The 23,874-nt window shown below is 70.5% G+C and carries 22 protein-coding genes, 1 tRNA gene and 1 pseudogene; 14 read left to right on the forward strand and 10 right to left on the reverse strand.

Going from position 1 to position 23,874, the window contains the following annotated elements:
- Positions 1–135 precede the first annotated feature (135 nt).
- From Q5762_RS28545 to Q5762_RS28555, 3 genes are all read right to left on the reverse strand, one after another.
- Complete coding sequence (locus Q5762_RS28545; RefSeq protein WP_399495282.1) at positions 136–1,071, reverse strand: DUF4429 domain-containing protein; 936 nt, start codon at positions 1,069–1,071, stop codon at positions 136–138.
- A gap of 65 nt (positions 1,072–1,136) precedes the next feature.
- A complete protein-coding gene (locus tag Q5762_RS28550) occupies positions 1,137–2,348 on the reverse strand; it encodes an alpha/beta hydrolase (RefSeq protein WP_315895135.1) in 1,212 nt (403 codons plus the stop codon).
- A gap of 192 nt (positions 2,349–2,540) precedes the next feature.
- Positions 2,541–3,170, reverse strand: a complete 630-nt coding sequence (locus tag Q5762_RS28555; protein WP_315895136.1) for a TetR family transcriptional regulator — start codon at positions 3,168–3,170, stop codon at positions 2,541–2,543.
- Between the two features lie 126 nt (positions 3,171–3,296).
- Between Q5762_RS28555 and Q5762_RS28560 the strand changes: the two genes are divergently transcribed.
- Positions 3,297–4,919 carry an MFS transporter gene (locus Q5762_RS28560; RefSeq protein WP_315895137.1) on the forward strand — a complete coding sequence of 541 codons (1,623 nt, stop codon included), beginning with the start codon at positions 3,297–3,299 and terminating at the stop codon, positions 4,917–4,919.
- A 166-nt stretch (positions 4,920–5,085) separates the two neighbouring features.
- Entirely contained in the window at positions 5,086–5,451 is a 366-nt protein-coding gene (locus Q5762_RS28565) for a peptidase inhibitor family I36 protein (protein WP_315895138.1), read from the forward strand.
- Here Q5762_RS28565 and Q5762_RS28570 read toward each other — a convergent pair.
- Together Q5762_RS28570 and aceE are read right to left on the reverse strand one after the other, a co-directional pair.
- Positions 5,432–6,223: a potassium channel family protein gene (locus Q5762_RS28570; protein WP_315895139.1), complete on the reverse strand. Its 792-nt coding sequence runs from the start codon at positions 6,221–6,223 to the stop codon at positions 5,432–5,434. The genes Q5762_RS28565 and Q5762_RS28570 overlap by 20 nt on opposite strands.
- A gap of 103 nt (positions 6,224–6,326) precedes the next feature.
- Complete coding sequence (aceE, locus tag Q5762_RS28575) at positions 6,327–9,059, reverse strand: pyruvate dehydrogenase (acetyl-transferring), homodimeric type (protein WP_315895140.1); 2,733 nt, start codon at positions 9,057–9,059, stop codon at positions 6,327–6,329.
- Between the two features lie 409 nt (positions 9,060–9,468).
- Between aceE and Q5762_RS28580 the strand changes: the two genes are divergently transcribed.
- The 6 genes from Q5762_RS28580 (at position 9,469) to Q5762_RS28605 (ending at position 13,917) form a co-directional block, all read left to right on the forward strand.
- Positions 9,469–9,894 carry a DUF3052 domain-containing protein gene (locus Q5762_RS28580; protein WP_315895141.1) on the forward strand — a complete coding sequence of 142 codons (426 nt, stop codon included), beginning with the start codon at positions 9,469–9,471 and terminating at the stop codon, positions 9,892–9,894.
- Positions 9,895–10,019: 125 nt separating this feature from the next.
- Entirely contained in the window at positions 10,020–10,478 is a 459-nt protein-coding gene (locus tag Q5762_RS28585; RefSeq protein ID WP_315895142.1) for a peroxiredoxin, read from the forward strand.
- A gap of 114 nt (positions 10,479–10,592) precedes the next feature.
- The gene (locus tag Q5762_RS28590) at positions 10,593–11,168 is read left to right on the forward strand and encodes a TerD family protein (protein WP_315895143.1); all 576 of its coding nucleotides are present in this window, start codon (positions 10,593–10,595) and stop codon (positions 11,166–11,168) included.
- A 163-nt stretch (positions 11,169–11,331) separates the two neighbouring features.
- Positions 11,332–11,907 carry a TerD family protein gene (locus tag Q5762_RS28595; protein WP_315895144.1) on the forward strand — a complete coding sequence of 192 codons (576 nt, stop codon included), beginning with the start codon at positions 11,332–11,334 and terminating at the stop codon, positions 11,905–11,907.
- A gap of 30 nt (positions 11,908–11,937) precedes the next feature.
- Positions 11,938–13,080, forward strand: coding sequence for a DUF475 domain-containing protein (locus Q5762_RS28600; RefSeq protein WP_315895145.1), 1,143 nt, complete (start codon positions 11,938–11,940; stop codon positions 13,078–13,080).
- Between the two features lie 96 nt (positions 13,081–13,176).
- The gene (locus tag Q5762_RS28605) at positions 13,177–13,917 is read left to right on the forward strand and encodes a Tellurium resistance (RefSeq protein WP_315895146.1); all 741 of its coding nucleotides are present in this window, start codon (positions 13,177–13,179) and stop codon (positions 13,915–13,917) included.
- Positions 13,918–13,944: 27 nt separating this feature from the next.
- Here the strand turns inward: Q5762_RS28605 and Q5762_RS28610 are convergent, their stop codons facing one another.
- Entirely contained in the window at positions 13,945–14,829 is an 885-nt protein-coding gene (locus Q5762_RS28610; RefSeq protein WP_315895147.1) for a TerD family protein, read from the reverse strand.
- Between the two features lie 201 nt (positions 14,830–15,030).
- Between Q5762_RS28610 and Q5762_RS28615 the strand changes: the two genes are divergently transcribed.
- Genes Q5762_RS28615 through Q5762_RS28625 form a run of 3 tightly spaced genes read left to right on the forward strand, consistent with a single transcriptional unit; the run spans position 15,031 to position 19,657 of the window.
- Complete coding sequence (locus Q5762_RS28615) at positions 15,031–16,212, forward strand: HpcH/HpaI aldolase/citrate lyase family protein (protein WP_315895148.1); 1,182 nt, start codon at positions 15,031–15,033, stop codon at positions 16,210–16,212.
- Positions 16,213–16,259: 47 nt separating this feature from the next.
- Positions 16,260–18,785 (forward strand): phosphoribosyltransferase, encoded by a 2,526-nt coding sequence (locus Q5762_RS28620; protein WP_315895149.1) that lies wholly within the window; start codon positions 16,260–16,262, stop codon positions 18,783–18,785.
- Between the two features lie 11 nt (positions 18,786–18,796).
- The gene (locus Q5762_RS28625; RefSeq protein WP_315895174.1) at positions 18,797–19,657 is read left to right on the forward strand and encodes an HAD family hydrolase; all 861 of its coding nucleotides are present in this window, start codon (positions 18,797–18,799) and stop codon (positions 19,655–19,657) included.
- Here Q5762_RS28625 and Q5762_RS40060 read toward each other — a convergent pair.
- Positions 19,620–19,931: a DedA family protein gene (locus Q5762_RS40060; protein ID WP_399495283.1), complete on the reverse strand. Its 312-nt coding sequence runs from the start codon at positions 19,929–19,931 to the stop codon at positions 19,620–19,622. The two genes, Q5762_RS28625 and Q5762_RS40060, sit on opposite strands and share 38 nt — an antisense overlap.
- Here Q5762_RS40060 and Q5762_RS28635 point away from each other — a divergent pair.
- Positions 19,843–20,745, forward strand: a complete 903-nt coding sequence (locus tag Q5762_RS28635) for a hybrid sensor histidine kinase/response regulator transcription factor (RefSeq protein ID WP_399495284.1) — start codon at positions 19,843–19,845, stop codon at positions 20,743–20,745. The genes Q5762_RS40060 and Q5762_RS28635 overlap by 89 nt on opposite strands.
- Positions 20,746–20,773: 28 nt before the next feature.
- Here Q5762_RS28635 and Q5762_RS28640 read toward each other — a convergent pair whose 3' ends face one another.
- The 3 genes from Q5762_RS28640 to Q5762_RS28650 all read right to left on the reverse strand — a co-directional run bounded on the left by Q5762_RS28640 (position 20,774) and on the right by Q5762_RS28650 (position 23,300).
- Positions 20,774–20,986 (reverse strand): zinc ribbon domain-containing protein, encoded by a 213-nt coding sequence (locus Q5762_RS28640; RefSeq protein ID WP_315895152.1) that lies wholly within the window; start codon positions 20,984–20,986, stop codon positions 20,774–20,776.
- Between the two features lie 10 nt (positions 20,987–20,996).
- Entirely contained in the window at positions 20,997–22,316 is a 1,320-nt protein-coding gene (locus Q5762_RS28645) for a hypothetical protein (protein ID WP_315895175.1), read from the reverse strand.
- A 216-nt stretch (positions 22,317–22,532) separates the two neighbouring features.
- Positions 22,533–23,300: a DUF4097 family beta strand repeat-containing protein gene (locus tag Q5762_RS28650; RefSeq protein ID WP_315895153.1), complete on the reverse strand. Its 768-nt coding sequence runs from the start codon at positions 23,298–23,300 to the stop codon at positions 22,533–22,535.
- Between the two features lie 164 nt (positions 23,301–23,464).
- Between Q5762_RS28650 and Q5762_RS28655 the strand changes: the two genes are divergently transcribed.
- Both Q5762_RS28655 and Q5762_RS28660 read left to right on the forward strand, forming a co-directional pair.
- Positions 23,465–23,539 (forward strand) — tRNA-Val (locus Q5762_RS28655).
- 101 nt (positions 23,540–23,640) lie between these two features.
- Positions 23,641–23,799, forward strand: a pseudogene (locus Q5762_RS28660) (NUDIX hydrolase); the annotation flags it as partial.
- Positions 23,800–23,874: the final 75 nt, after the last annotated feature.

Here is a 23,874-nt window from a genome sequence, read left to right on the forward strand (position 1 = left end):
ATGACGAGGTCCCGGGGACCTGACCCCTACGGACCTGACCCCTACGGACCTGACCCCTACGGACCTGACCCCTACGGACCTGACCCCTACGGACCTGACCCCACGGGCTCGACGCCACGGACCGGACCCGCCCCCTCACAGCTCCGCCAGCAACTCCGCCTTCTTCGCCGCGAACTCGTCGTCCGTCACAAGCCCCGCCGCGTGCAGCTCCCCCAGGTGCCGGATCCGCTCCGCGACCCCCGCCGGGTCGCGCGCCTCCGGCAGCGCGTCCACGGGGGCCGGCGTCCGCCCCGCGCCCCGGATCGCCGCCAGGACCGCCGCGGCGAACGGCAGGGACTTGTGGACCGGGCCGTAGCCGAGGCCGAAGACCACGGCCGCCGGGTCCTGGTCCGCCTGGGCGGGCCGGGGTTCCGCGGAGCGGGGCAGCAGGCGCAGGTAGCCGTCGAAGACGTCCGGCGAGCGCCACTCGACCCCGCTGAGGTCCCGTACCGCGAACGTCTGGTCGCCGGCCTTCCACTTCTCCGAGGACGCGCCCGTCCAGAACCAGCGGAACGAGACCTCCGACGCGCCGTCGAAGCTCGCCGCCCCGTCGTACGCCTTGAAGGACTGCGGCCCCTGCGGCGCCGCGACCAGAAAACCGCCGCCGGGTTCGTCACCGGTCCCGCCGTACCCGTCGTACCCACCGCGCCCGTCGTACCCGCCGGTCCCGTCGTACCCACCGCGCCCGTCCACGAGGCGTTCCCGCAGCTCGTCGCGGTAGTACTCGGCGAGCGTCTCCCGCTCGGCCGGCAGCACGAGCCGGTACGGATCGCTTCCCTCCGGAAGCTGTCCCGCGGCCGCCTCCATCAGCGGATCGGCGCCCCGTCTCGGCTCCGCGTGCAGCACGACCGTGCCCCGCTTGCCCGGGGTGAGCGTCACCGACGCCAACGCCTCGTGCGGGACATGCCGTTCGCCCAGCGCCTGGAAGAGCTTCGGTGTACGGATCCCCCGCTCGAAGCGGATGAAGACGGCGTCGCTCTCGAACTCCCAGGAGGCATGAATTCCGGCCAGAACATCACCCATGTGCCTCATCGTAGGCGGCGCGTGCCCCTGCGTCGCCCCTGTACAAGGGTCCGAAATCCGCCGCTCTACGCGCGTCAGACCCCGGCGCCGCCGGAAATACCGCTCTGGCAAGCGCTGTCGGCGGTCGCGCAGGTCAGGTTCCGGTACGAGCCGACCCCTATGGCTGCGAAGTTGTCCAGGCTCACCGTGCCCGGCTCGAAATAGCCGGTGTGACCGTTCGCGCCGGCCGCCGAGAGCAGCCGCGCGCCGAACTCCGGCTCCACCGGGTCCGCCCCGTGCCCGACCCCGCCGACCGCGAGGTGCGGCACGTCCGCGATCCAGTCGTCGGCGTCCCGCATCGCCCACACCCGGGCCCGGGTGGACAGTTCGGCCGCCCGCTCCACCCGCATCCCGGGCGACCCGGCCACGACGACGTCCGTCACCCGGGAGGGCAGGTCGTCCGCGGCGACCCCGCACAGCACGGAGCCGTAACTGTGGCAGAACAGGCTGACGCGCGAGTCGCCGGGCAGGGCGCCCGCCATGGCCTGGAGGCGTACCGCGCCGGCCGAGGCGAGCCGCCCCATCGCGGCGTCGATGCCGACCCCCACCGGGGCGGTGTAGTCGGCCCAGGCGATGACGGCCGTACGGGTCCCGGGCGCGGCCGCGCGCTCGGCGGCGTACAGCGACTGGGCCATTCCGACGGGGGCCGTGTAGCGGCGGGCCGTCTTCTGGAAGGTGAGCAGATTGGTGTCGACGCCCGGCACGATCACCGAGACCCGGCGCGCCCGATCCAGATCGCCCATCACCTCGGCCATGCGGCCGCCGCCGGTCGGGTCGAAGGCCAGGATCTGCCGGTCGGGCGCCATGAGGGCCTCGAAGCGGTGCGCGCGGCGCACGGCCTCGCGCCGCCCGTCGGTGCTCAGCCGCGCATCGTCCACCCGGTCCCGCTCGGCGTCCAGGGCGCGGGCGAGCGAGAGTCGGTTGGCGCGGTAGCGGAGCGTGACCGGAGCGCCGTCGAGATTGCCGACGACGAGCGGGTGCGCGTCGGCCAGGAAGGCGCCCCGCGAGGGGCCGATCGAGGCGAAGAAGGCGGCGATCGTACGGGCGGGACCGGTCGGGTCGGGCAGCGCCCGCTGGCCGATCCTGCCGTGGGCCCAGGAGGCGAGCGCGGCCTCGCGGGACTCCCCTGGCCCGCGCTGATGGCTGATCGTCGTCCAGCCGGTGGTCGCCAGCATGACGAACACCACGGCCAGCGCGAGCAGCATGCGCCAGAGGGAGAGCGTGGGGGAGGAGTCGAAGGAAGTCACTGCGCCACACCCTAGGAGACGACCGCGGCGGGTCGGGCGGCCGAGTGAGGCGGATCACGGGGAGAGGCGGGTTGTGATAACGCTCCGTGCCCGCCCGCGTACGCGCAGGCGGACGCGGTGGCTCGTGCGCGACGACGGCGGGACGCTTCCTGTGCGGAAGGGGTGGGCGGCTTCGTATACGAAAAGGGGGCGTCAGCCCCGCCAGTCCCGCGCCAGCGCCGGAACCAGGTGGTCCAGATAGTCCTCGGTCAGGGCGCGGATGCCCTCCAGGCTCAGGTCGGTGCCCCGGCCCCAGAGCTGGCCCGTCACCCGCATGACGCCGCTGAACGCCGCGACCACGATCCGCGGGCGGGGGTCCTCGTCCACGTCGACGCCCTCGCGCGCGGCGACGAGGCGGGCGATGGCCTCCTCCATCTCCATGGAACGGCGCAGATGCACGGCGAGCAGCGCCGGTGTCGACTCGATCATCTGGAAGGTCCGCAAGTACAGCTCGACGGGTACCACCTCCATGATCGCCTCGCCGATGCTGTCCCAGGCGCAGAGCACCGCGTTGCGCAGGGCGTCGAGTGGGCCCTCCTCGGGGGGCCGCTCCGCGAGTGCCTGGACGAAGCGCTCCTCGACCGTCTGCTGGACGGCGAAGGCGACCTCCTCCTTGGAGGTGAAGTAGCGGAAGAACGTGCGCTGGGAGACCTCGACCGCGTCGGCGATCTCGTCCACGGTGGTCTGCTCGTACCCCTGCGTCGTGAACAGCTCCAGGGCCACGCGCAGCAGCGCGTTCCGGGTGCGCTGCTTCTTCCGTTCCCGCAGACCCGAAATCGTCACCTCATGGCCCCCTTTCCGCCACGTTCCGTCACTTCGTGCGTCTCAGCGTACCTGTGAGCTAAGTGACAGTTACTGTCGGATGAATTGCTTTGTCAATTGTCAGTCGCTGACATTAGCCTCTTTCGCATGACTAGTCAGACCACCGTGGAAAAGGCCCCGCAGGGTCATGGGGGGGACCGGAGCCCCGCGCCGGCGCCGGCGAAGGGACTGCGAGGCCACCCCTGGCTGACCCTGTTCGGCGTCGCTGCCGGCGTGATGATGGTCGCGCTCGACGGCACGATCGTCGCCATCGCCAACCCTGCCATCCAGGCCGACCTCGGAGCCTCGCTCGACCAGCTCCAGTGGATCACCAACGGATACCTCCTCGCGCTCGCCGTCGCCCTGATCACGGCCGGCAAGCTCGGTGACCGTTTCGGCCACCGCCAGACCTTCCTCATCGGCATCGCGGGCTTCGCCGCCTCCTCCGCGGCGATCGGCCTGTCGGAGTCGATCAACCTCGTGATCGCCTTCCGTGTCCTCCAGGGCCTCTTCGGCGCCCTGCTGATGCCGGCCGCGCTCGGCCTGCTGCGCGCCACCTTCCCCGCCGAGAAGCTGAACATGGCCATCGGCATCTGGGGCATGGTCATCGGCGCCTCGACCGCCGGCGGCCCGATCCTCGGCGGCTTCCTCGTCGAGCACGTCAGCTGGCAGTCCGTCTTCTTCATCAACGTGCCGGTCGGCATACTCGCGCTGGTGCTCGGCCTGGTGATCCTCAAGGACCACCGCGCCGAGAACGCCCCGCGCTCCTTCGACATCCTCGGCATCGTGCTGCTCTCCGGCGCGATGGGCTCCCTCGTCTGGGGCCTCATCAACGCCGGTGCCAAGTGGGGCTGGGCGAGCGGTAACACCGTGGGCTGCCTGGCGGCCTCGGTTCTGCTCTTCGTCGTCTTCGCCCTCTGGCAGACGAAGGTCAAGGAGCCGCTCATCCCGCTGGCCATGTTCCGCTCCGTCCCGCTCACGGCGGGCGTCGTGCTGATGGTCCTGATGGCCTTCGCCTTCATGGGCGGCCTCTTCTTCGTGACCTTCTACCTCCAGGGCGTGAAGGGCCTGAGCCCGATCGACAGCGGTCTGCACCTGCTGCCGCTGACCGCGATGATGATCGTCTCCTCGCCGCTGGCCGGCGCCCTGATCACCAGGTTCGGCCCGCGCATCCCGCTGGTGGGCGGCATGGTCTGCACCGCCGTCGCGATGTTCGGCATGATGACGCTCTCCGCCGGGACCAGTACCTTCGCGACCTCGCTCTGGTTCGCGCTGCTCGGCCTGGGCCTCGCCCCGGTGATGGTCGGCGCCACCGAGGTCATCGTCGGCAACGCCCCGCTGGAGCTCTCCGGTGTGGCCGGCGGTCTCCAGCAGGCCGCGATGCAGGTCGGCGGCGCGCTCGGTACGGCGGTGCTCGGCGCGGTCATGTCCTCCAAGGTCTCCAGCGCGTTCGAGGAGAACTGGGCGGCGGCCGGGATCCCGGGCGCGCCCGCACCGGGTCTTGAGCAGGCTGCCGAGTTCGGCATGGTCCCGCAGGAGCTGGCCAAGGCTCCGAACATGACCCCGGACATGTTCGACAAGATCGGTGGTGTCATCCACGACACCTTCCTGGACGGCATGGGCCTCGCGTTCACCGTCGCCGGTGTCGTCGCCGTCGTCGCGGCCCTGGTCGCCACGCTGACCAAGCGCGGCGACAACGCGGAGGCGGGTGCGGGCGCGGCCCACATCTGACGCTCCGTTTCTTGTACGAGCGAGGAAGCCCCGCCGGACCTGTCCGGCGGGGCTTTCGCCTGTCGTCACCTGTTCGGGTGATTCGACCCTTGGCCTCTTCCCAACAGGCGGTGACCTCCCTCAGAGTTCTGATTACAGAGAGTGACCAATCGGGGGGTTCACCGACATGTATACGAAGCACGTACTCCTGGCCGCACTGGCGGCCATCCTGCTCACGGCCCTGCCGGCCGCCGCTGCTCCCGCGACGAAGCTCGGCGCCTGCGGACCCGGTCAGCTGTGTCTCTGGCCCAAGGCGGACTTCAAGGGCGCCCCGTGGACGCACGAGCTGGCCGACACGGATATCGAGAGCTGTGTCGCCCTGCCCTCGGGCGCGAGCGCCCGGGCCCTCGCCAACCGGACGGGGCGGCCGGTCACCACGTACCAGTCACCGGAGTGCGCGGAGACGGGAGAGTTCGAGACCTATCCGGGGCGCGGGACCTGGGTGCCCGAGAGTCCGTACGAGGTCAGAGCCTTCAAGCTCTGGGAGCGCTAGGGGGCCCGGGGATCTTACGGACGTGCTGGATCTCGGGGGGCGTGCCCTGAGCCGAAGCCGGTACGGGGGCGGAGAGCCGGGACACCTCGGCGCGCAGCTCCTGGACCTCCCGGGTGAGCGCCTCCAGGAGTTCGGTGTGCCGGCGCTCGACGGCGTCGTCGCGCTCGAAGCGGGAGATGAACCAGGCGGCGATGTTCGCGGTCACCACACCGAGCAGGGCGATCCCCGAGAGCATCAGGCCCACCGCGAGGACGCGGCCGAGTCCCGTCTTCGGGGCGTGATCGCCGTAGCCCACGGTCGTCATCGTCGTGAACGACCACCACACCGCGTCGCCGAGCGTCTTGATGTTCCCGTCCGGGGCGTTCCGCTCCACCTGGAGCACGGCCAGCGAGCCGAACATCATCAGCCCGACCACCGCGCCCGCCACATAGGTGGTGAGCTTTACCTGTGGGGCCATCCGGGCCCGCCGGCCCACGAGGAGGAGCGTCGAGACCAAGCGCAGCAGCCGAAGCGGCTGCACGAGCGGCAGCAGGACGGCCAGCAGGTCCAGCGGGTGGTGACGGACGAAGTGCCACTTGTGCGGAGCGAGCGCCAGTCGTACGGCGTAGTCGAGCGCGAACGCACCCCACACCACCCACTCCACGGCCAGACACAGTTCGTGGATCGAGCGGGCGGCGTCCGGCGCCACGATCGGTACGGCGTACGCGACGCCGAACGCCACTGCCAGGATCAGCAGTGGCGTCTGGGTGCGCTTCTCCCAGCTTTCCATCATGGCGGGAATCGTATGGCGGGTGCGGGGGCGCACTGGCCCCCGCACCCGCACCGCACGAGTACGCCGCTACGCGAGGAGCGCGACGAGTGCGGCGAACGCGCTGTTACGCGTCTCCGCCCGCGGCACCCGGGTCGGCGGCCGCGACGTCGAGCAGCTGGTAGCGGTCGATGGCCTGCTTCGGGGCCGACCGGTCGACCTTGCCCTCGCGGGCGAGTTCGGTGAGGACCGCGAGCACGATCGACTGGGCGTCGATGTGGAAGAAGCGGCGGGCCGCACCCCGGGTGTCCGCGAAGCCGAAGCCGTCCGCGCCGAGCGAGGTGTAGGTGCCCGGCACCCAGCGGGAGATCTGGTCCGGGACCGAGCGCATCCAGTCGGAGACCGCGACGAACGGGCCCTGCGCGGAGGACAACTTGCGCGTCACGTACGGGACGCGGGGCTCCTCCTCCGGGTGGAGCAGGTTGTGCCGGTCGACGTCCACGGCCTCGCGGCGCAGCTCGTTCCAGGACGTGGCCGACCAGACGTCGGCGCGGACGTTCCACTCCTCGGCGAGGATCCGCTGCGCCTCCACCGCCCACGGCACGGCGACACCGGAGGCCATGATCTGCGCGGGGATCGCGCCGGCCTCGCCCGCCTTGTAGCGGTAGATGCCCTTGAGGATGCCGTCGGCGTCCACGTTCTCGGGCTCGGCCGGGTGCTGGATCGGCTCGTTGTAGACCGTCAGGTAGTAGAAGACGTCCTCGGCGCCGGGGCCGTACATCCTCTTCAGGCCGTCCTGGACGATGTGCGCGATCTCGAAGCCGAAGGCCGGGTCGTACGCGACGCAGCCCGGGTTCGTCGAGGCCAGCAGGTGCGAGTGGCCGTCGGCGTGCTGGAGGCCCTCACCGGTCAGCGTCGTACGGCCGGCGGTGGCGCCGAGCACGAAGCCGCGCGCGAGCTGGTCGGCCATCTGCCAGAACTGGTCGCCGGTCCGCTGGAAGCCGAACATCGAGTAGAAGACGTAGACCGGGATCAGCGGCTCGCCGTGCGTGGCGTACGCCGAACCTGCCGCGATCAGGGAGGCCGTGCAGCCGGCCTCGGAGATGCCGTCGTGCAGCATCTGACCGGTCGGGGACTCCTTGTACGCGAGGAGCAGTTCGCGGTCCACGGCCTCGTACTGCTGGCCCAGCGGGTTGTAGATTTTCGCGCTCGGGAAGAACGAGTCCATGCCGAACGTGCGGTACTCGTCGGGGGCGATCAGCACGAACCGCTTGCCGATCTCCTTGTCCCGCATCAGGTCCTTGAGCAGCCGGACGAAGGCCATCGTGGTGGCGATCGACTGCTGGCCGGAGCCCTTCTTCACCGGGGCGTAGGTCTTCTCCTCCGGCAGGACCAGCGGCTTCGACCGCACGACACGGGTCGGGACGTACCCGCCGAGCGCCTTGCGGCGGTCGTGCATGTACTGGATCTCCTCGGAGTTCCGGCCCGGGTGGTAGTACGGCGGCAGGCCGTTCTCCAGCTGCGTGTCGGTGACCGGGATGTGCAGCCGGTCGCGGAAGCGCTTGAGGTCGTCGACCGTCAGCTTCTTCATCTGGTGGGTCGCGTTGCGGCCCTCGAAGTTCGGGCCCAGCGTCCAGCCCTTGACGGTCTGCGCGAGGACGACGGTCGGCTGGCCCTTGTGGGCCTTGGCCGCCGCGAAGGCCGCGTAGACCTTCTTGTGGTCGTGACCACCGCGGCCCAGGTGCAGGATCTGGTGGTCCGACATGGACTCGACCATCGAACGCAGCCGCTGGTCGTCGCCGAAGAAGTGGTCGCGGATGTATGCGCCGGTCTCCGTGGCGTACGTCTGGAACTGGCCGTCGGGTGTCGTGTTCAGCTTGTTGACCAGGATGCCGTCGCGGTCCTGGGCGAGCAGCGGGTCCCAGGAGCGGTCCCAGATGAGCTTGATCACGTTCCAGCCGGCGCCGCGGAACTGCGACTCCAGCTCCTGGATGATCTTTCCGTTGCCGCGCACCGGGCCGTCGAGGCGCTGCAGGTTGCAGTTGACGACGAAGGTCAGGTTGTCCAGGCCCTCACGGGCGGCGATGGAGAGCTGGCCGAGCGACTCCGGCTCGTCCATCTCGCCGTCGCCGAGGAACGCCCAGACGTGCGACTTGGAGGTGTCGGCGATGCCGCGCGCCTCCATGTAGCGGTTCATCCGGGCCTGGTAGATCGCGCCGAGCGGACCGAGGCCCATCGAGACGGTCGGGAACTCCCAGAAGTCCGGCATGAGCCGCGGGTGCGGGTACGAGGACAGGCCGTTCGGGTACTTCGACTTCTCCTGGCGGAACGCGTCGAGCTGCGTCTCGCTCAGCCGGTCGAGCAGATAGGCGCGGGCGTAGATACCGGGCGAGGCGTGGCCCTGGAAGAAGATCTGGTCGCCGCCGTCGCCCTCGTCCTTGCCCCGGAAGAAGTGGTTGAAGCCGACGTCGTACAGCGAGGCGGAGGAGGCGAAGGTGGCGATGTGACCGCCGACCCCGATGCCCGGGCGCTGCGCGCGCGAGACCATCACGGCCGCGTTCCAGCGGGTCGCGTTGAGGACCTTGCGCTCGATCTCCTCGTTGCCCGGGAAGAACGGCTCGTCCTTGGTCGCGATGGTGTTGACGTAGTCCGTGCTGCGCATCTCGGGCACGGCGACGCGCTTCTCGCGGGCGCGCTCGATCAGCCGGAGCATCAGATAGCGGGCCCGCTCCCGGCCTCGCTCGTCGACGGCCGCGTCGAGGGAGTCGAGCCACTCCTGGGTCTCTTCGGGATCAAAATCCGGGACCTGGCTGGGAAGGCCGCCAATGATGATCGGGTTGCGATCGGATCCGGAAGCCACGCTGTTCCTTCGCTGTCGGTGGAGCCCGCGGAGGCCGGGACGCCAGCCGGGATGTCCATCGTGTACCCCGTCGGTGTAAAACGTCATCTCTACCGAGGGGTAACCCCCACTGGGCGCCTGGTTGGGTCAAATCGCAACCTTACGCCCAACCCGCGCATGCGTTTCGTCAGGACGTTCGGCAGACTGAAGCCGCGGAAGCCCGCAAAGCAGGACGAAGCGTGTGCCATATGTCACGGAGCGGAGTGGAACCGAACCGGGAGATGCGGCGAGACGGCCCCAAACGTCACCGTTTCGGCGGTCTCGGCGGCCGGGTACTTGCGCGATCCGCCCAGCCCGTGTGGACTACGGCCAGCGTCACGCGTGTGCGCGTGGCCGAAGCATTTTCCGATACATGATCAGGAGGCAAGCCGTGAGCGCGACCGCGGACCACGCGGAGGAGCGGACCAACCCGGCAGCGAGGCTGGGGTTCGAGCCCGGACAGGTGGTCCAGGAGATCGGTTACGACGACGCAGACGTCGACCAGGATCTCCGTGAAGGCATCGAGTCCATCATCGGTCAGGAACTCGTGGACGAGGAATACGACGACGTCGCCGACGCTGTCGTCCTCTGGTTCCGCGACGAGGACGGTGACCTCACCGACGCACTGGTGGATGCCATCGGTTTCCTGGACGACGGCGGCAACATCTGGCTGCTGACGCCGAAGACCGGCCGCGACGGCTACATCGAGCCGAGCGACATCCAAGATGCCGCGCAGACTGCTGGTCTCTCCCAGACCAAGAGCATCAGCGTCGCGAAGGACTGGTCGGGCACCCGCCTGGCGGCCCCGAAGCGCTGATCCTCCCCACGCTGCACCGGAGCCCCCGCCGACCCAACCGGCGGGGGCTCCCGTACGTAGGGCGCCCCGGCTCCGCCCTAAGCTGGGCCTTCACCTGTCCGGTCCAGTGGAGGGACGCGTACGCGATGGCGATCGAGGTCGGCACGAAGGCCCCGGAGTTCGAGCTCAAGGACAACCACGGCCGCACCGTGCGGCTCTCCGACTTCCGGGGCGAGAAGAACGTGGTCCTGCTCTTCTACCCGTTCGCCTTCACCGGCGTCTGCACCGGCGAGCTGGGCGAGCTGCGCGACCACCTGCCGGCGTTCGTCAACGACGACACCCAGCTCCTCGCCGTCTCCAACGACTCCATCCACACCCTGCGCGTCTTCGCCGACCAGGAGGGCCTGGAGTACCCGCTGCTCTCCGACTTCTGGATCCACGGCGAGGCGTCCCGTGCCTACGGTGTCTTCGACGAGGAGAAGGGCTGCGCCGTGCGCGGCACCTTCATCATCGACAAGGAGGGCGTGGTCCGCTGGAGCGTCGTCAACGCCCTGCCGGACGCCCGCGACCTCAACGACTACGTCAAAGCGCTCGACACACTCTGAGCATCAGGGCGAATCGTCTGTCCCGCTCGGGAACCCGTCACTAGGATCCACTCGTTGATCCGAATGCCAACGCACGACGGGGGCGCTGCCCCTGGAAACCACATGGAGGGACTCGTGGGAGTCAGCCTCAGCAAGGGCGGCAACGTCTCGCTGACCAAGGAGGCCCCTGGCCTGACCGCCGTCACCGTCGGTCTGGGCTGGGACATCCGCACCACCACCGGTACGGACTTCGACCTCGACGCCAGCGCCATTCTGGTCAGCGCGGAGGGCAAGGTCCGCAACGACCAGGACTTCGTGTTCTTCAACAACCTGAAGAGCGCCGACGGCTCGGTCGAGCACACCGGTGACAACCTCACCGGCGAGGGCGAGGGCGACGACGAGCAGGTCAAGGTCAGCCTGGCCACGGTGCCCGCCGATGTCGCCAAGATCGTCTTCCCGGTGTCGATCTACGATGCCGAGAACCGCCAGCAGTCCTTCGGTCAGGTCCGCAACGCCTTCATCCGCGTCGTGAACCAGACCGGCGGAACCGAGATCGCCCGTTACGACCTCTCCGAGGACGCCTCGACGGAGACCGCCATGGTCTTCGGCGAGTTGTACCGCAACGGCGACGAGTGGAAGTTCCGCGCGGTCGGTCAGGGGTACGCCTCGGGCCTGCGCGGTATCGCCGCGGACTTCGGCGTCAACGTCTGAGTCGCGCAGCACTGATACGTCCGGCGCCGCACGTTCGTGCGGCGCCGGACGTGCCTCATCGGCAGGACCACGAGCAGCGACCAGCAGCACCACCAGCACCACCAGCAACGACGAGCAGGACCATCAGCGGGCACACCGCAGTTTCACCGGGGAGGACACACACATGGGCGTCACGCTCGCCAAGGGAGGCAATGTCTCCCTCTCCAAGGCCGCACCCAACCTCACCCAGGTGCTGGTGGGCCTCGGATGGGACGCGCGCTCCACCACCGGAGCCCCCTTCGACCTCGACGCCAGCGCCCTGCTGTGCCAGTCGGGCCGGGTGCTCGGAGACGAGTACTTCGTCTTCTACAACCAGCTCAAGAGCCCCGAAGGCTCCGTCGAACACACCGGCGACAACCTCACCGGTGAGGGCGACGGCGACGACGAGTCGCTCATCGTGGACCTGGTCAAGGTCCCGGCCCACGTCGACAAGATCGTCTTCCCGGTCTCGATCCACGAGGCCGACAACCGCGGCCAGACCTTCGGCCAGGTCAGCAACGCCTTCATCCGCGTCGTGAACCAGGCGGACGGCCAGGAGCTGGCCCGTTACGACCTCTCCGAGGACGCTTCGACCGAGACCGCGATGATCTTCGGCGAGCTGTACAGGTATGGCGGTGAATGGAAGTTCCGAGCAGTGGGGCAGGGGTACGCGTCGGGACTTCGGGGCATCGCTCTAGACTTCGGGGTCAACGTTTCGTAAAGCCGCGTACATAAAACGATGGGGTAGACAGTGGTACTGAAAACCTTCGGCTGGTCGTTCGCCATCACGGCGCTCGGACTGGTCGCAGCGGTGCTCTACGGGGGGTGGGAAGCGTTCGGGATCGTCGCGATCCTGTGCATCCTCGAGATCTCGCTGTCCTTCGACAATGCGGTGGTCAACGCCGGAATCCTGAAGAAGATGAATGCCTTCTGGCAGAAGATCTTCCTCACGATCGGTGTGCTCATCGCCGTCTTCGGCATGCGACTGGTCTTCCCCGTCGTGATCGTCGCGATCAGCGCCAAGATCGGCCCCATCGAGGCCGTCGATCTCGCCCTCAACGACGCCGAGCGCTACGAGCAGCTCGTGACCGACGCGCACCCGTCGATCGCGGCCTTCGGCGGCATGTTCCTGCTGATGATCTTCCTCGACTTCATCTTCGAGGACCGTGACATCAAGTGGCTCGGCTGGCTGGAGCGCCCGCTGGCCAAGCTCGGCAAGATCGACATGCTCTCGGTCTGCATCGCCCTGATCGTCCTGGCGATCAGCGCCATGACCTTCGCGACCCAGGCCCACCAGTCCGGCGGTACGGCCGACAAGGCGGCGACCGTCCTGCTCTCGGGCGTCTTCGGTCTCATCACGTACCTCGTCGTCGGCGGTCTCTCCGGCTACTTCGAGAACAAGCTGGAGGAGGAAGAGGAGCGCGAACACGAGGCCGAGGAGGAGGCCAAGCGCAAGGGCAAGAAGGTTTCCGCCGTGCAGTTGGCCGGCAAGGCCGCCTTCTTCATGTTCCTCTACCTCGAGGTCCTCGACGCGTCGTTCTCCTTCGACGGTGTCATCGGCGCCTTCGCCATCACCAACGACATCGTCCTGATGGCGCTCGGCCTCGGCGTCGGCGCGATGTACGTCCGTTCGCTGACGGTCTACCTGGTCCGCCAGGGCACCCTCGACGACTACGTCTACCTGGAGCACGGCGCGCACTACGCCATCGGCGCGCTCGCGGTGATCCTCATGATCTCCATCCGCTACCAGATCCCCGAGGTCGTCACCGGCCTCATCGGTGTCGCCCTGATCGGCTGGTCCTTCTGGTCCTCCGTCCGGCGCAACAAGGCCATCGCGGCGGCCGAGGGAAATGCTGACTCCTCGGGCAAGACCGAGGTGTCGTCCGGGGTGTGACACCCCTGGCAATGAGGAACGCTTCACTGCGGGGCGGTCGGTGCACCCGGCCGCCCCGCGGCGTACGACCAGGTTTCGAGTGGGGGGTGGGGGCGCATGGGCTTCTGGGACGGCCTTTTTCCGGGGAGGGCGTGGGCGCAGTTCGATTCGGGCAGCGCCGCCGGCAACACCATCGACCTCACCAAGCGGCGCCCGACGGTCTCGCTGACCAAGCAGGGCGCGGCCACCGGCAATCTGCGCGTCAACCTCTCCTGGCGGATGCGCACCTCCGACATCGAGGGCCGGTCCCGCCAGAGCGGCCAGCTGCTGCGGCACCCCTCGAAGCTCTTCAAGCCCGAGGTCGTCCAGGCGCACACCCAGAGCATGGTCAACGTCGACCTTGACCTCGGCTGCCTCTACGAGCTGTCGGACGGCAGCAAGGGCGTCGTCCAGCCGCTCGGCAGCTTCTTCGGATCGCTGAACGCGCCGCCGTACGTGAATCTCAGCGGCGACGACCGGTTCGGCGGCTCGTCCGGCGAGACGATATTCGTCAACCTCGACCACCGCGACGAGATCAAGCGCCTGCTCTTCTTCGTCTACATCTACGACCAGACCCCGGCCTTCGACCGCACCCACGCCAAGGTGACGCTCTACCCCAGCAACGGCCCCCGGATCGAGATCGAACTCGACGAGCGGGCCCCGCAGGCCCGCTCGTGCGCGGTCTTCACGGTCGAGAAGGTCAAGGACGAGCTGGTCGTCCGCCGCGAGGTGAAGTTCGTCTACGGCTTCCAGGCCGAGCTGGACCGGCTGTACGGCTGGGGCCTGCAGTGGGGGCGCGGCTACAAGACCAAGGCCTGAGCCGTGGCGTCATGGGCCGGCCCCGGCCTACGGGCGGACGAACTGCGGGCCCATCGGCGGCAGCCGGAAGTTCGGGTCCGGTGCGGGCGCGGCTGCTGCGGCGGGCTGCGGATAGCCGTACGCCTGCCGGTCGCCCGAGACCGGCTGGGGATAGCCGTAGCCGGGCGCGGGCGCCGGGGGAGCGGTCGGCTGCGGCGGCACGGACACGGCTACGGGCGGTGCGGAGGGCGCGGGCGGTACGGGACCGGGAGCGGCCACCGGCGGGTGGACGACCGTCGCGTCGAGGTCCGGGGCCGCGTGGGTGGCCGGATCATGCCCCTGGGCCGGGGTGGAGTCCGCCGCCGGGCCTGCCTCCTCGGTGCCCTCGTCCACGGAGATCCCGAAGTCGGTGGCAAGGCCGACGAGACCGGTCGGATAGCCCTGCCCGACCGCGCGGAACTTCCAGCCGTCCCCGCGCCGGTACAGCTCGCCGCAGATGATCGCGGTCTCCTCGCCCGTCTCCGCCTTCACGTCGAACAGGGCGAGCGGCTCCCGGTCCGCCGCGGTAGCGTCGTAGAGCAGGATCCGCAGATCGGTGACGCTGCGGAAGGTGTCGCCGTCCGAGGAGGCCGCGATCACCACCTGGTCGACCGACGGGTCGAGCCCGCCGAGATCGGCCTCCACGGTGTCGGTCAGCCCTTCCGCCACCCGTTTCTTGGGCAGCCGGCGCACCAGGCCGGAGGGGTGGCGGGGTTGGTTGTAGAAGACGAAGTCCTCGTCGGAGCGCACGCGGCGGCCGGCGCCGAGGAGCAGCGCCGAGGCGTCCACGTCGGGGACCCCGGGGCCCGGGGTCCAGCGGAGCACGGCCCGTACGGCCGCGGTGTCGAGAGGGACGTTGGAGCCCTTCAGCATCGCGTGCGTCATGACCGTCATCCTGCCTTCCCCGCCGACCGCCGGACAACGCGGGGGCCATACCGATCCGCGCGTCGCGCCCTCACGCGAAGCACAAGGCATGTGACGGATGCGGACGAGTTACCTGGATTTCATACACGAGGGGAACTAAGGACACCCGCACCTACGTACTATTACCGGCCACATGTCGTCAGGGCCCGCAGAGCCAGTCGGGGGAGTCATATGCGTCATTTCGGGCACATCTCGGCCACCACGCGGGCCGGACTGTTCCACCAGGAGCCCGCCGAGTTCACGGCGGACTCACCCGCGAGCACGCTCGCCGTGGCCCTGGGCGCCACCCTCTACAGCCCGGCCACCCGCCCGCGTCTCGCCGATGACGTGCGCAAACAGGCCGCTCGCGGGGTCGTCTCCATGGTGCTGTGCCTGGAGGACTCCATCGCCGACGCCGACGTGGAGGCCGCCGAGGCCAACCTCGTCCACCAGTTCGCCGACCTCGCGCGGGGCGATGCGGCGGGCGACGGCGGCCTGGACGTGCCCCTGCTCTTCATCCGGGTCCGCGAGCCCCACCAGATCACCGATCTCGTCACGCGTCTCGGCGACGCCGCCCGTCTGCTGTCCGGATTCGTACTGCCGAAGTTCACGGAGACCCGCGGCCGGGCCTTCCTGGAGGCGCTCACCACCGCCGAGCGGAGCAGCGGCCGGAGACTCTTCGCCATGCCCGTCCTGGAATCGCCCGAGCTTCTCCACCTGGAGACCCGCGCCGAGAGCCTCGCCGGCATCGCCACGACCGTCGACAAGTACCGCGACCGGGTCCTCGCCCTGCGCCTCGGCGTCACCGACTTCTGTTCCGCCTACGGACTGCGCCGCTCGCCCGACATGACGGCGTACGACGTCCAGCTCGTCGCCCATGTCATCGCCGACGTCGTCAACGTCCTCGGCCGATCCGACGGCACCGGCTTCACCATCACCGGACCGGTCTGGGAGTACTTCCGGCTCGGCGAGCGCATGTTCAAGCCCCAGCTGCGCCGCAGCCCCTTCCTGGAGGGCCGCGCCGAGGACCTCCGTACCGCGCTCATCGAACACGACCTCGACGGGCTGCTGCGCGAGATCGAGCTCGACCGGGCCAACGGGCTGCTCGGCAAGACCTGTATCCACCCCACCCATGTGGTGCCGGTGCACGCGCTCTCCGTGGTCAGCCACGAGGAGTACAGCGACGCGCAGGACATCGTGCGGCCCGAGCGCGGCGGGGGCGGAGTGATGCGTTCCGTGTACACGAACAAGATGAACGAGGTGAAGCCGCATCGCGCGTGGGCCGAGCGGACCCTCCTGCGCGCCGAGGTCTTCGGCGTCGCCCGGGAGGACGTCGGCTTCGTGGATCTGCTCACGGCCGGCCTGGCCGGCTGACGAAGCCCGAAGGACGGCGGCTGAGGACGAAGGGTGAAGGACGAAGGGTGAAGGACGACGTGGTGTGGTCGGGAACGTGGGTCGCGGAGCGGCTCGGCGTCGCACTGGACGGCGACGAGAAGCTCCCCGGCATGTTGGGCCTCGCCCTGCGCCGTAACCCCAGACGGGCGCATCTGCTGGTCTCCAACGTGCTCGGCAAGCACGTGCCGCAGCGGCCGAGCGTCGTCTACGGCTCCGGCTTCTCGCTCGGCCTGCGGGTGCGCGACCTGCTCGGCGCAGAGGAGGCCGCGCGCGGCGTCGTCGTCGGCTACGCGGAGACCGCCACCGGCCTCGGCCACTCGGTGGCCGACGGCCTCGGCTTCGCGCCCTACCTGCACTCCACCCGGCGGCCCGTCGACGGCGTGCCCAGCGCGGGCGGCTTCGAGGAGTCCCACTCGCACGCCACCTCCCACCTCCTGCTCCCCGAGGACCCGAAACTGCTGGCCGGCGACGGGCCGCTGATCCTCGTCGACGACGAGTTCTCCACCGGCAACACCGTCCTCAACACCATCCGCGACCTGCACGAGCGCTACCCGCGCGAGCGGTACGTGGTCGTGGCCCTGGTCGACATGCGCTCCGCCGCCGACCTCGGCCGGCTGGAGGGCTTCGCCAAGGAGATCGGCGCCCGCGTCGACCTGGTGACCGGCGCGGCAGGCACCGTACGGCTGCCGGAAGGCGTCCTGGAGAAGGGCCAGGCGCTGGTCGCCGCCCACGAGACCGCGTACGAGCCGGCCAGGGAGACCGCGTCCGAGACCGCGCCGGATGCGTCCGTCCCGCCGCCCAGGGCGCCCCGTACGGCCCCCGTACGGGTCGAGCTCGGCTGGCCGGCCGCCATCCCCGACGGGGGCCGCCACGGCTTCCGTGCGCCCCACGCCGTCGCCCTGGACGAGGCCCTGCCGGCCATGACCGAGCGCCTCGACACGGCCCTCGGGGGCGCGGAGCGGGTGCTCGTCCTCGGCTTCGAGGAGCTGATGTACGCGCCGCTGCGGCTCGGCCTCGCCCTGGAGCGCGCCGGACGGGACGTCTCGTACTCCACCACCACCCGCTCGCCCGTCCTCGCCGTGGACGACCCCGGCTACGCGATACGCACCCGGCTCGTCTTCCCCGCCCACGACACGCCCGCCGACGGACCCGGCGAGCGGTACGCGTACAACGTGGCCGGTGCCGGCTTCGACGCGGTGGTGGCCGTCGTGGACTCGGTCGCCGACACGTCCGGACTGCACGCCCCGGACGGCCTGCTGGCCCAGCTCGCGGCGCACATCCCGCACGTGGTGCTCGCCGTGGTCCCGTCGTACGTCCCCGGTCCGCTTCTGCCAGCTCCCCAAGCTCCTCAAGCTCACCAAGCTCCCGAAAGGAGCTCCATGCTGCCCGAGCCCCTCCGCGGCCCCGCCTTCTCCTCGTACGCCCCCGAGGAGGTCGGCTGGCTGCTCCAGGACCTCTCGGACGTCGAGCTGGAGGCCCCGACCGAGGAGCGCGAGGAGGCCATCCAGAGCGGCGGCGCCCACTACGCGGAGTCGCTGCCGGTGGAGTACCAGCCGAGCGAGCGGTACCAGGAGCTCTTCCACGCCGCCCTGGAGACCTCCGCCGCCCGGATCGCCCGCGCGGTCGGCACCGTCACCGAGACCGTCCTCGCCGAGAAGACCGGCCGGGGGAGCGGCACGCCCGTGCTCGTCTCGCTCGCCCGGGCCGGCACCCCCGTCGGCGTTCTCATGCGCCGCTGGGCCCAGGCCCGGCACGGCCTCGAACTGCCCCACTACGCCGTCTCCATCGTCCGCGGTCGCGGCATCGACGCCAACGCGCTGCGCTGGCTCGCCGCCCACCATGACCCGGCCGACGTCGTCTTCGTCGACGGCTGGACCGGCAAGGGCGCCATCACCCGCGAACTCGCCGAAGCCGTCGAGGAGTTCGAGCGCCGCGAGGGCATCAGCGGCTTCGACCCGCAGATCGCGGTCCTCGCCGACCCCGGTTCCTGCGTGCGCACCTACGGCACCCGCGAGGACTTCCTCATCCCCTCCGCGTGCCTCAACTCGACCGTATCCGGCCTGATATCGCGGACCGTCCTGCGCGCCGACCTCGTCGGACCGGACGACTTCCACGGCGGAAAGTTCTACCGCGAACTCGCCGGCGCCGACGTCTCCAACGACTTCCTCGACGCCGTCGCCGCCCACTTCGGCGAGGTGACCGACGACGTCGACGCGGCCGTCAAGGAGCTGCTCGCCGCCGACCGCACGCCCACCTGGGAGGGCTGGGCGGCCGTCGAGCGGATCAGCGAGGAGCACGGCATCCACGACGTCAACCTGGTCAAGCCCGGTGTCGGCGAGACCACCCGTGTCCTGCTGCGCCGCGTCCCCTGGAAGATCCTCGCCCAGCGCGGCGCCGGCGCCGACCTCGCACACGTACGCCTCCTCGCCGAGCAGCGCGGAGTCCCCGTCGAGGAGGTCGACGGACTGCCGTACACCTGCGTCGGCCTGATCCACCCCCAGTTCACGAAGGGCGCCACGGGCGCCGACGGAAAGACGGTGGTTTCCCAGTGACCGGCACCGTGATGGTCGCGAGCGACCTCGACCGTACGCTGATCTACTCCTCGGCCGCCCTCGCCCTCGGCATGCCCGACGCGCAGGCGCCCAGGCTGCTGAGCGTCGAGGTGCACGAGTCGAAGCCGCTCTCGTACCTGACCGAGCACGCGGCCGGCCTCCTTGAGCGGCTCGCCGCCGAGGCCGTCTTCGTACCCACGACGACCCGCACCCGCAAGCAGTACCAGCGGATCCAGCTCCCCGGCCCCGCGTCGACGTACGCGATCTGCGCAAACGGCGGGCACATCCTCGTCGACGGCGTCGCCGACCTCGACTGGCACGAATCCGTGCTGCGCAGGCTCGCCGAGGAGTGCGCGCCGCTCTCCGAGATCCGCGCGCACTTCACCGCCACCACCGATCCGTCGTGGGTGCGCAAGCACCGGGTGGCCGAGGAGCTGTTCGCGTACCTGGTGGTGGAGCGGGAGCGGATGCCGGAGGAGTGGCTGAAGCAGTTCGGGGAGTGGGCGGAGGAGCGCGGCTGGACGGTCTCGCTCCAGGGCCGCAAGGTGTACGCGGTGCCGAAGCCGCTCACCAAGAGCGCGGCCATGCGCGAGGTCGCCCGGCGCTGCGGCGCGGACCTCGTGCTGGCCGCCGGCGACTCGCTACTCGACGCGGACCTGCTGCTCGCCGCCGACCGCGCCTGGCGCCCCGGCCACGGCGAGCTCGCCGACACCTCCTGGACCGCCCCGCACCTGGACGTGCTCGCCGAGCGGGGTGTGGCGGCCGGTGAGGAGATCCTGCGCCGCTTCCGTACGGCGGTGGCGGACCACTGGGCGCCGGTGCTGCCCGCCCAGGTCAACGGTTCCCCCGCCGTGCTCCCCGACCAGGCCTGAGCAGCCGGGTCACCACGAAGCAGAGGACGGCCACGGCGGCGACGACGAGCACCGCCTTCGAGTAGACGGACACGTATCCGGTGACTTCCTCCCAGTTGTCACCGAGGGCGTAACCGGCGAGCACGAAGGCGGTGTTCCAGATCGCGCTGCCGAGGGTGGTGAAGAGGAGGAAGGCGGGCAGCGGCATGCGTTCGACGCCCGCCGGCACGGAGATCAGGCTGCGGAAGATCGGCACCATCCGGCCGAAGAACACGGCTTTCGTGCCGTGCCGCACGAACCACGCCTCCGTCCGCTCGATGTCGGAGACCTTCCTGGTCTTCCTCGCCGACCAGGGCGCGCTCGGTGTCGTCGCCCTGGAGGACGGGCTGGCGCGGCGCTTCCTCGGGCCCAGCCCCGCCGACGCCCTTGAGGCCCGGATCGCCCAGCTGGCGACGAGTCGCGCCGAGGTCATGGACGTCGTGCACGACGAGCGGCGCCGGATCGAGCGCGACCTCCACGACGGCGTCCAGCAGCGGCTCGTCGCCCTCGGCATGCTGCTCGGCCGGGCGCGCCGGACCCGGGCCCGGGACCCCGAGGGCGCCGACGCCCTGCTGCTCCAGGCCCACGAGGAGAGCCGGCGCGCGCTGGCCGGACTGCGCGAGGTGGCCTGGCGGGTCTACCCGGCCGTGCTCGACGAGGGCGGGCTGCGGGCGGCCCTGGAGGGCCGGTACGCGACCGAGCTGCTGACCGGCGAGTCGGGGGCGGTCGGCTATCTGCTCAAGGACCGGGTGGCGCAGGTGGACGAGTTCCTCGACGCGCTGGAGCGGGTGGGGGAGGGGCGGACGGCGTTCGACCCGGAGGTCGTCCGCCGCCTGCTCGTCCGCACCACCCACACCGATCCGCCGGCGCGGCTGACGCCCCGGGAGAGCGAGGTGCTCGCGGCGATGGCGCAGGGGCACACGAACGCGTCGATCGCCGGGCGGCTGCACGTGTCGCAGAGCGCGGTGGAGAAACACGTCAACGCGATCTTCGACAAGCTGGAGCTGACGGGCCGGGGAGAGGGCTACAGCAGGCGGGTGCTGGCGGCGCTGCGGTACTTGGGCAGCTGAGGGCGAGTGGCTGGTGGCCGGCGGTGGATCAGCCGCAGCACCCTCCACCGCAGCACCCGCCGCCACCGCCGCCGCTCTGCTTCGGTGCGGCCGTCGTACCGCCCACGGCGACGGCGGAGAGCAGCTTGACGGTGTCGTCGTGCCCGGCGGGGCAGGAGGCGGGGGCGGACGACTCGGCCATGGGCCGGTTGAGTTCGAAGGTGTCGCCGCAGGTCCGGCAGCGGTACTCGTAACGAGGCATACGGATGAGGTTAACGCTGTCCGTGCTGTCCGGAGCCCCGCTCTTCCCGGATCTGTTCGACGACGCGGGCGGCCGTGGCGCGGACGGCTTCGAGTTCGGTGAGGAAGTGCCAGTAGTCGGGGTGGCGGCTCTCCTCCAGCGCCACGACGGCCCGGTCGAGCCGGGCCACGGCGTCGTCGAGGGGGCGGGCGTGCCGGGGGTCGGGGGTGTGGCGGCCGTCCATGGCGAGGCGCTGGGCGTCGCGGACGGCGAAGCGGGTGCGCCCGATCTCGGCCTGCGGGTCCTTGGCGACGGCGTCGAGGCGGCGGAGCCGGTCGCCGGCGGCGGAGACGGCCTCGTCGGTGGCGTTGAGCAGCGCGCGGGAGGTGGCGAGGAGGCTGGTGGCGTCGGGCCAGCGCTGCTCGTCGCGGGCCTTGGCGGCCTCGGTGAGCTTCTCCTCGGCGTGGCGGACGTTGTCGGCGGCCTGGGCGGGGACGAACTGGAGGTCCTGCCAGCAGGCGGCGGAGAAGCGGCGGCGGAGCTCGGAGAGCACGGGTTCGACGGCTTCGGCGCGGGTGGTGAGGGCCTGGGCGCGGGTACGGAGGGAGACCAGGCGCTTGTCGATCTCGGCGGCCCGCTCGGGGAGGCGCTCGGCCTCGGTGCGGACGGCCTCGGCGTCGCGCAGGACCCGGTCGGCGCGCTGGAGGGTCTCGGCGACGCCGTGCCGGCCGGCGCCCTCGTTGAGGCGGGTGAGCTCGGGGCCGAGGTGGGCGAGCCGGGTGGCGAGATCGTCGGCACGGAGCCCGCCCTCGCGGGCGGTGTCGAGAGCGGTGCTCGCGTTACGGAGCGCCTGTCGCGCCCGTTCTACGGCGGGGGCGAGCCGGGCGAGCTGGGTCTCGGCCGTGTCGAGGAGCGGCCCGAGCCCCTGGGCGAACCGGTCGAGCTCGCCCTTGACCCGTACGAGCTCGTCCTTGGCCCGGGTCAGCTCGGCGCGGGCGCGGTTGGCGGTGGCGGCGTCGAGCTCGTCCCGGTCGAGGTCGTGGGCGTCGACGGCGGTGATGTAGGCGTGGCTGACCTCGTCGATCCGCTGCCCGAGGGCGGCGAAGCCGTCGACGGCGCGGCGGGCGCCGGGGGAGGCGTCGACGGCGGTGATCGTCTCGATGGAGATCCGCAGATCGCGCTGGGCGGTGTCCAGCTCGTAGAACGCGGCGGCGGCGTCGTCCTTGGCGGCCTGAGCCTCGGCCCGCTGACTCTCACCCCGCCCACCGAACCACCGCCGGTTACCACCACTGGCGAACGCGGCGGGAAGAAGCGCGAGGCCGAGCAGCGGGAGGAGCAGGCCGGTGGGCAGGCCGCGGCGGGCGCGGGGACGGCGCGGAACGGCGGCAGGGGGACCCGGCGGGCCGATGGAGAAGACACCCACCCCCACCACGCCCCCCGCTGCTGTCACGGCGCTCGTAGTACTGCCCCTCGCGTGAGTCGCCGCCACGTCCCTCTCCCGTGCTGTGTCCGCCCTGCCCGGTCCGGGTTCATTCTCCCACCAGGTAAGGACGAACACACGGGCCCGTCAGTTCGCGCTGCGGACGACGACTTCCCCGTTGTCGCTGCGGGCGGCCACGACATGGGCGCTGCCCTCGCGGGTCGGCACGTCGACGCGGACGCTGCCGTTGTCGCTGCGCGCGTCGACGTCGTAGGTGGCGTCGGGCAGGGCGATGTCGATCTCCCCGTTGTCGCTGACGGCGTCCACGCGGGCGGGGACGGAGGCGAGGGCGATCCGCACGGACCCGTTGTCGGACCGGGCGGCGACCCGCTCGGAGGTGGTGCGGCCCTCGACGACGACCTCGCCGTTGTCGCTGGTCAGGTCGAGGGCGCCGGAGGAGTCCCGTACGACGACGGACCCGTTGTCGCTCCGTATCCGCAGATCGCTCTCGAACCCTTCGGCGGTCACCTTCCCGTTGTCGTCCTCGACGGTGACGGCGACGCCACGGGGCACCTGGATCCGGTGCAAGCCCCCACAGTCGCTGGCAAGCCCGTCGCACTCCACCCGCAGGACGAGCCGCCCGTCCTCCAGCTTCCAGGAGGCACTGGGCCCATCTCCCATGAACACCCACCCGTCGACCTGCCGGCTGACGCGCACGTCCTCGATGTCGGCGGGCACGATCTCCAGCTCGGAGTCGTCGGCATCGACGGTGAGCGAGTCCCCGGAGAAGGCGAAACTCTTCTTCTCGACGGGCGCCCCGTCCACCTCCGCACTCCCGCACCCGACGACGCCGAGGGCCCCGACGAGGACCCCTCCGGACACGAGGAACGTACGGATACGACGACGACCGGCCATGACGATCAAACCCCCACTGACGAGCGAACAGACCGCCCAGGCTACGGACCACCCCCTCCCCGCACGATCCGGCGGCCCACCCACCCGATGGTGGGGCTATCCCCCGTGAAGAACGGGTTTGCGGGACCCACCCATGGGCCATGTACGCTGTTGCCTCACTCCACGGGTGCGTAGCTCAGGGGTAGAGCGCTGCTCTTACAAAGCAGATGTCGGCGGTTCGAAACCGTCCGCGCCCACCAGTACGAAGGCCCTTCGCCGATCATGGCGGGGGGCCTTCGGTATCCACTTCCGACATCAACGTCCATGGTCATCGATGACCCGGTGGCGGCCTCCTGAGCAGCCGGTCCACGTGGTGAGGTGGACGGGCTGACCGGGTCTACAGGCACACGTCCCGGGGCATCGTGGCGCTGGTCTTTCATGCCGGCCGTCAGGCGGTGTCGAGCGGACATCGGGCGAGTCGTCAGCAGTCGACTGGCTGACACCCGTTGAAGCGGGGCAGGCCCGCACGTCAGGAGCCGTGCTCTGCCAGGCGCATGACCGCCCCTACTGGCACGAGTCCTGAGGGGAAGAGTCG

Origin of the sequence: Streptomyces sp. P9(2023) (assembly GCF_032436795.1) — a bacterium.
Lineage (GTDB): Bacteria > Actinomycetota > Actinomycetes > Streptomycetales > Streptomycetaceae > Streptomyces.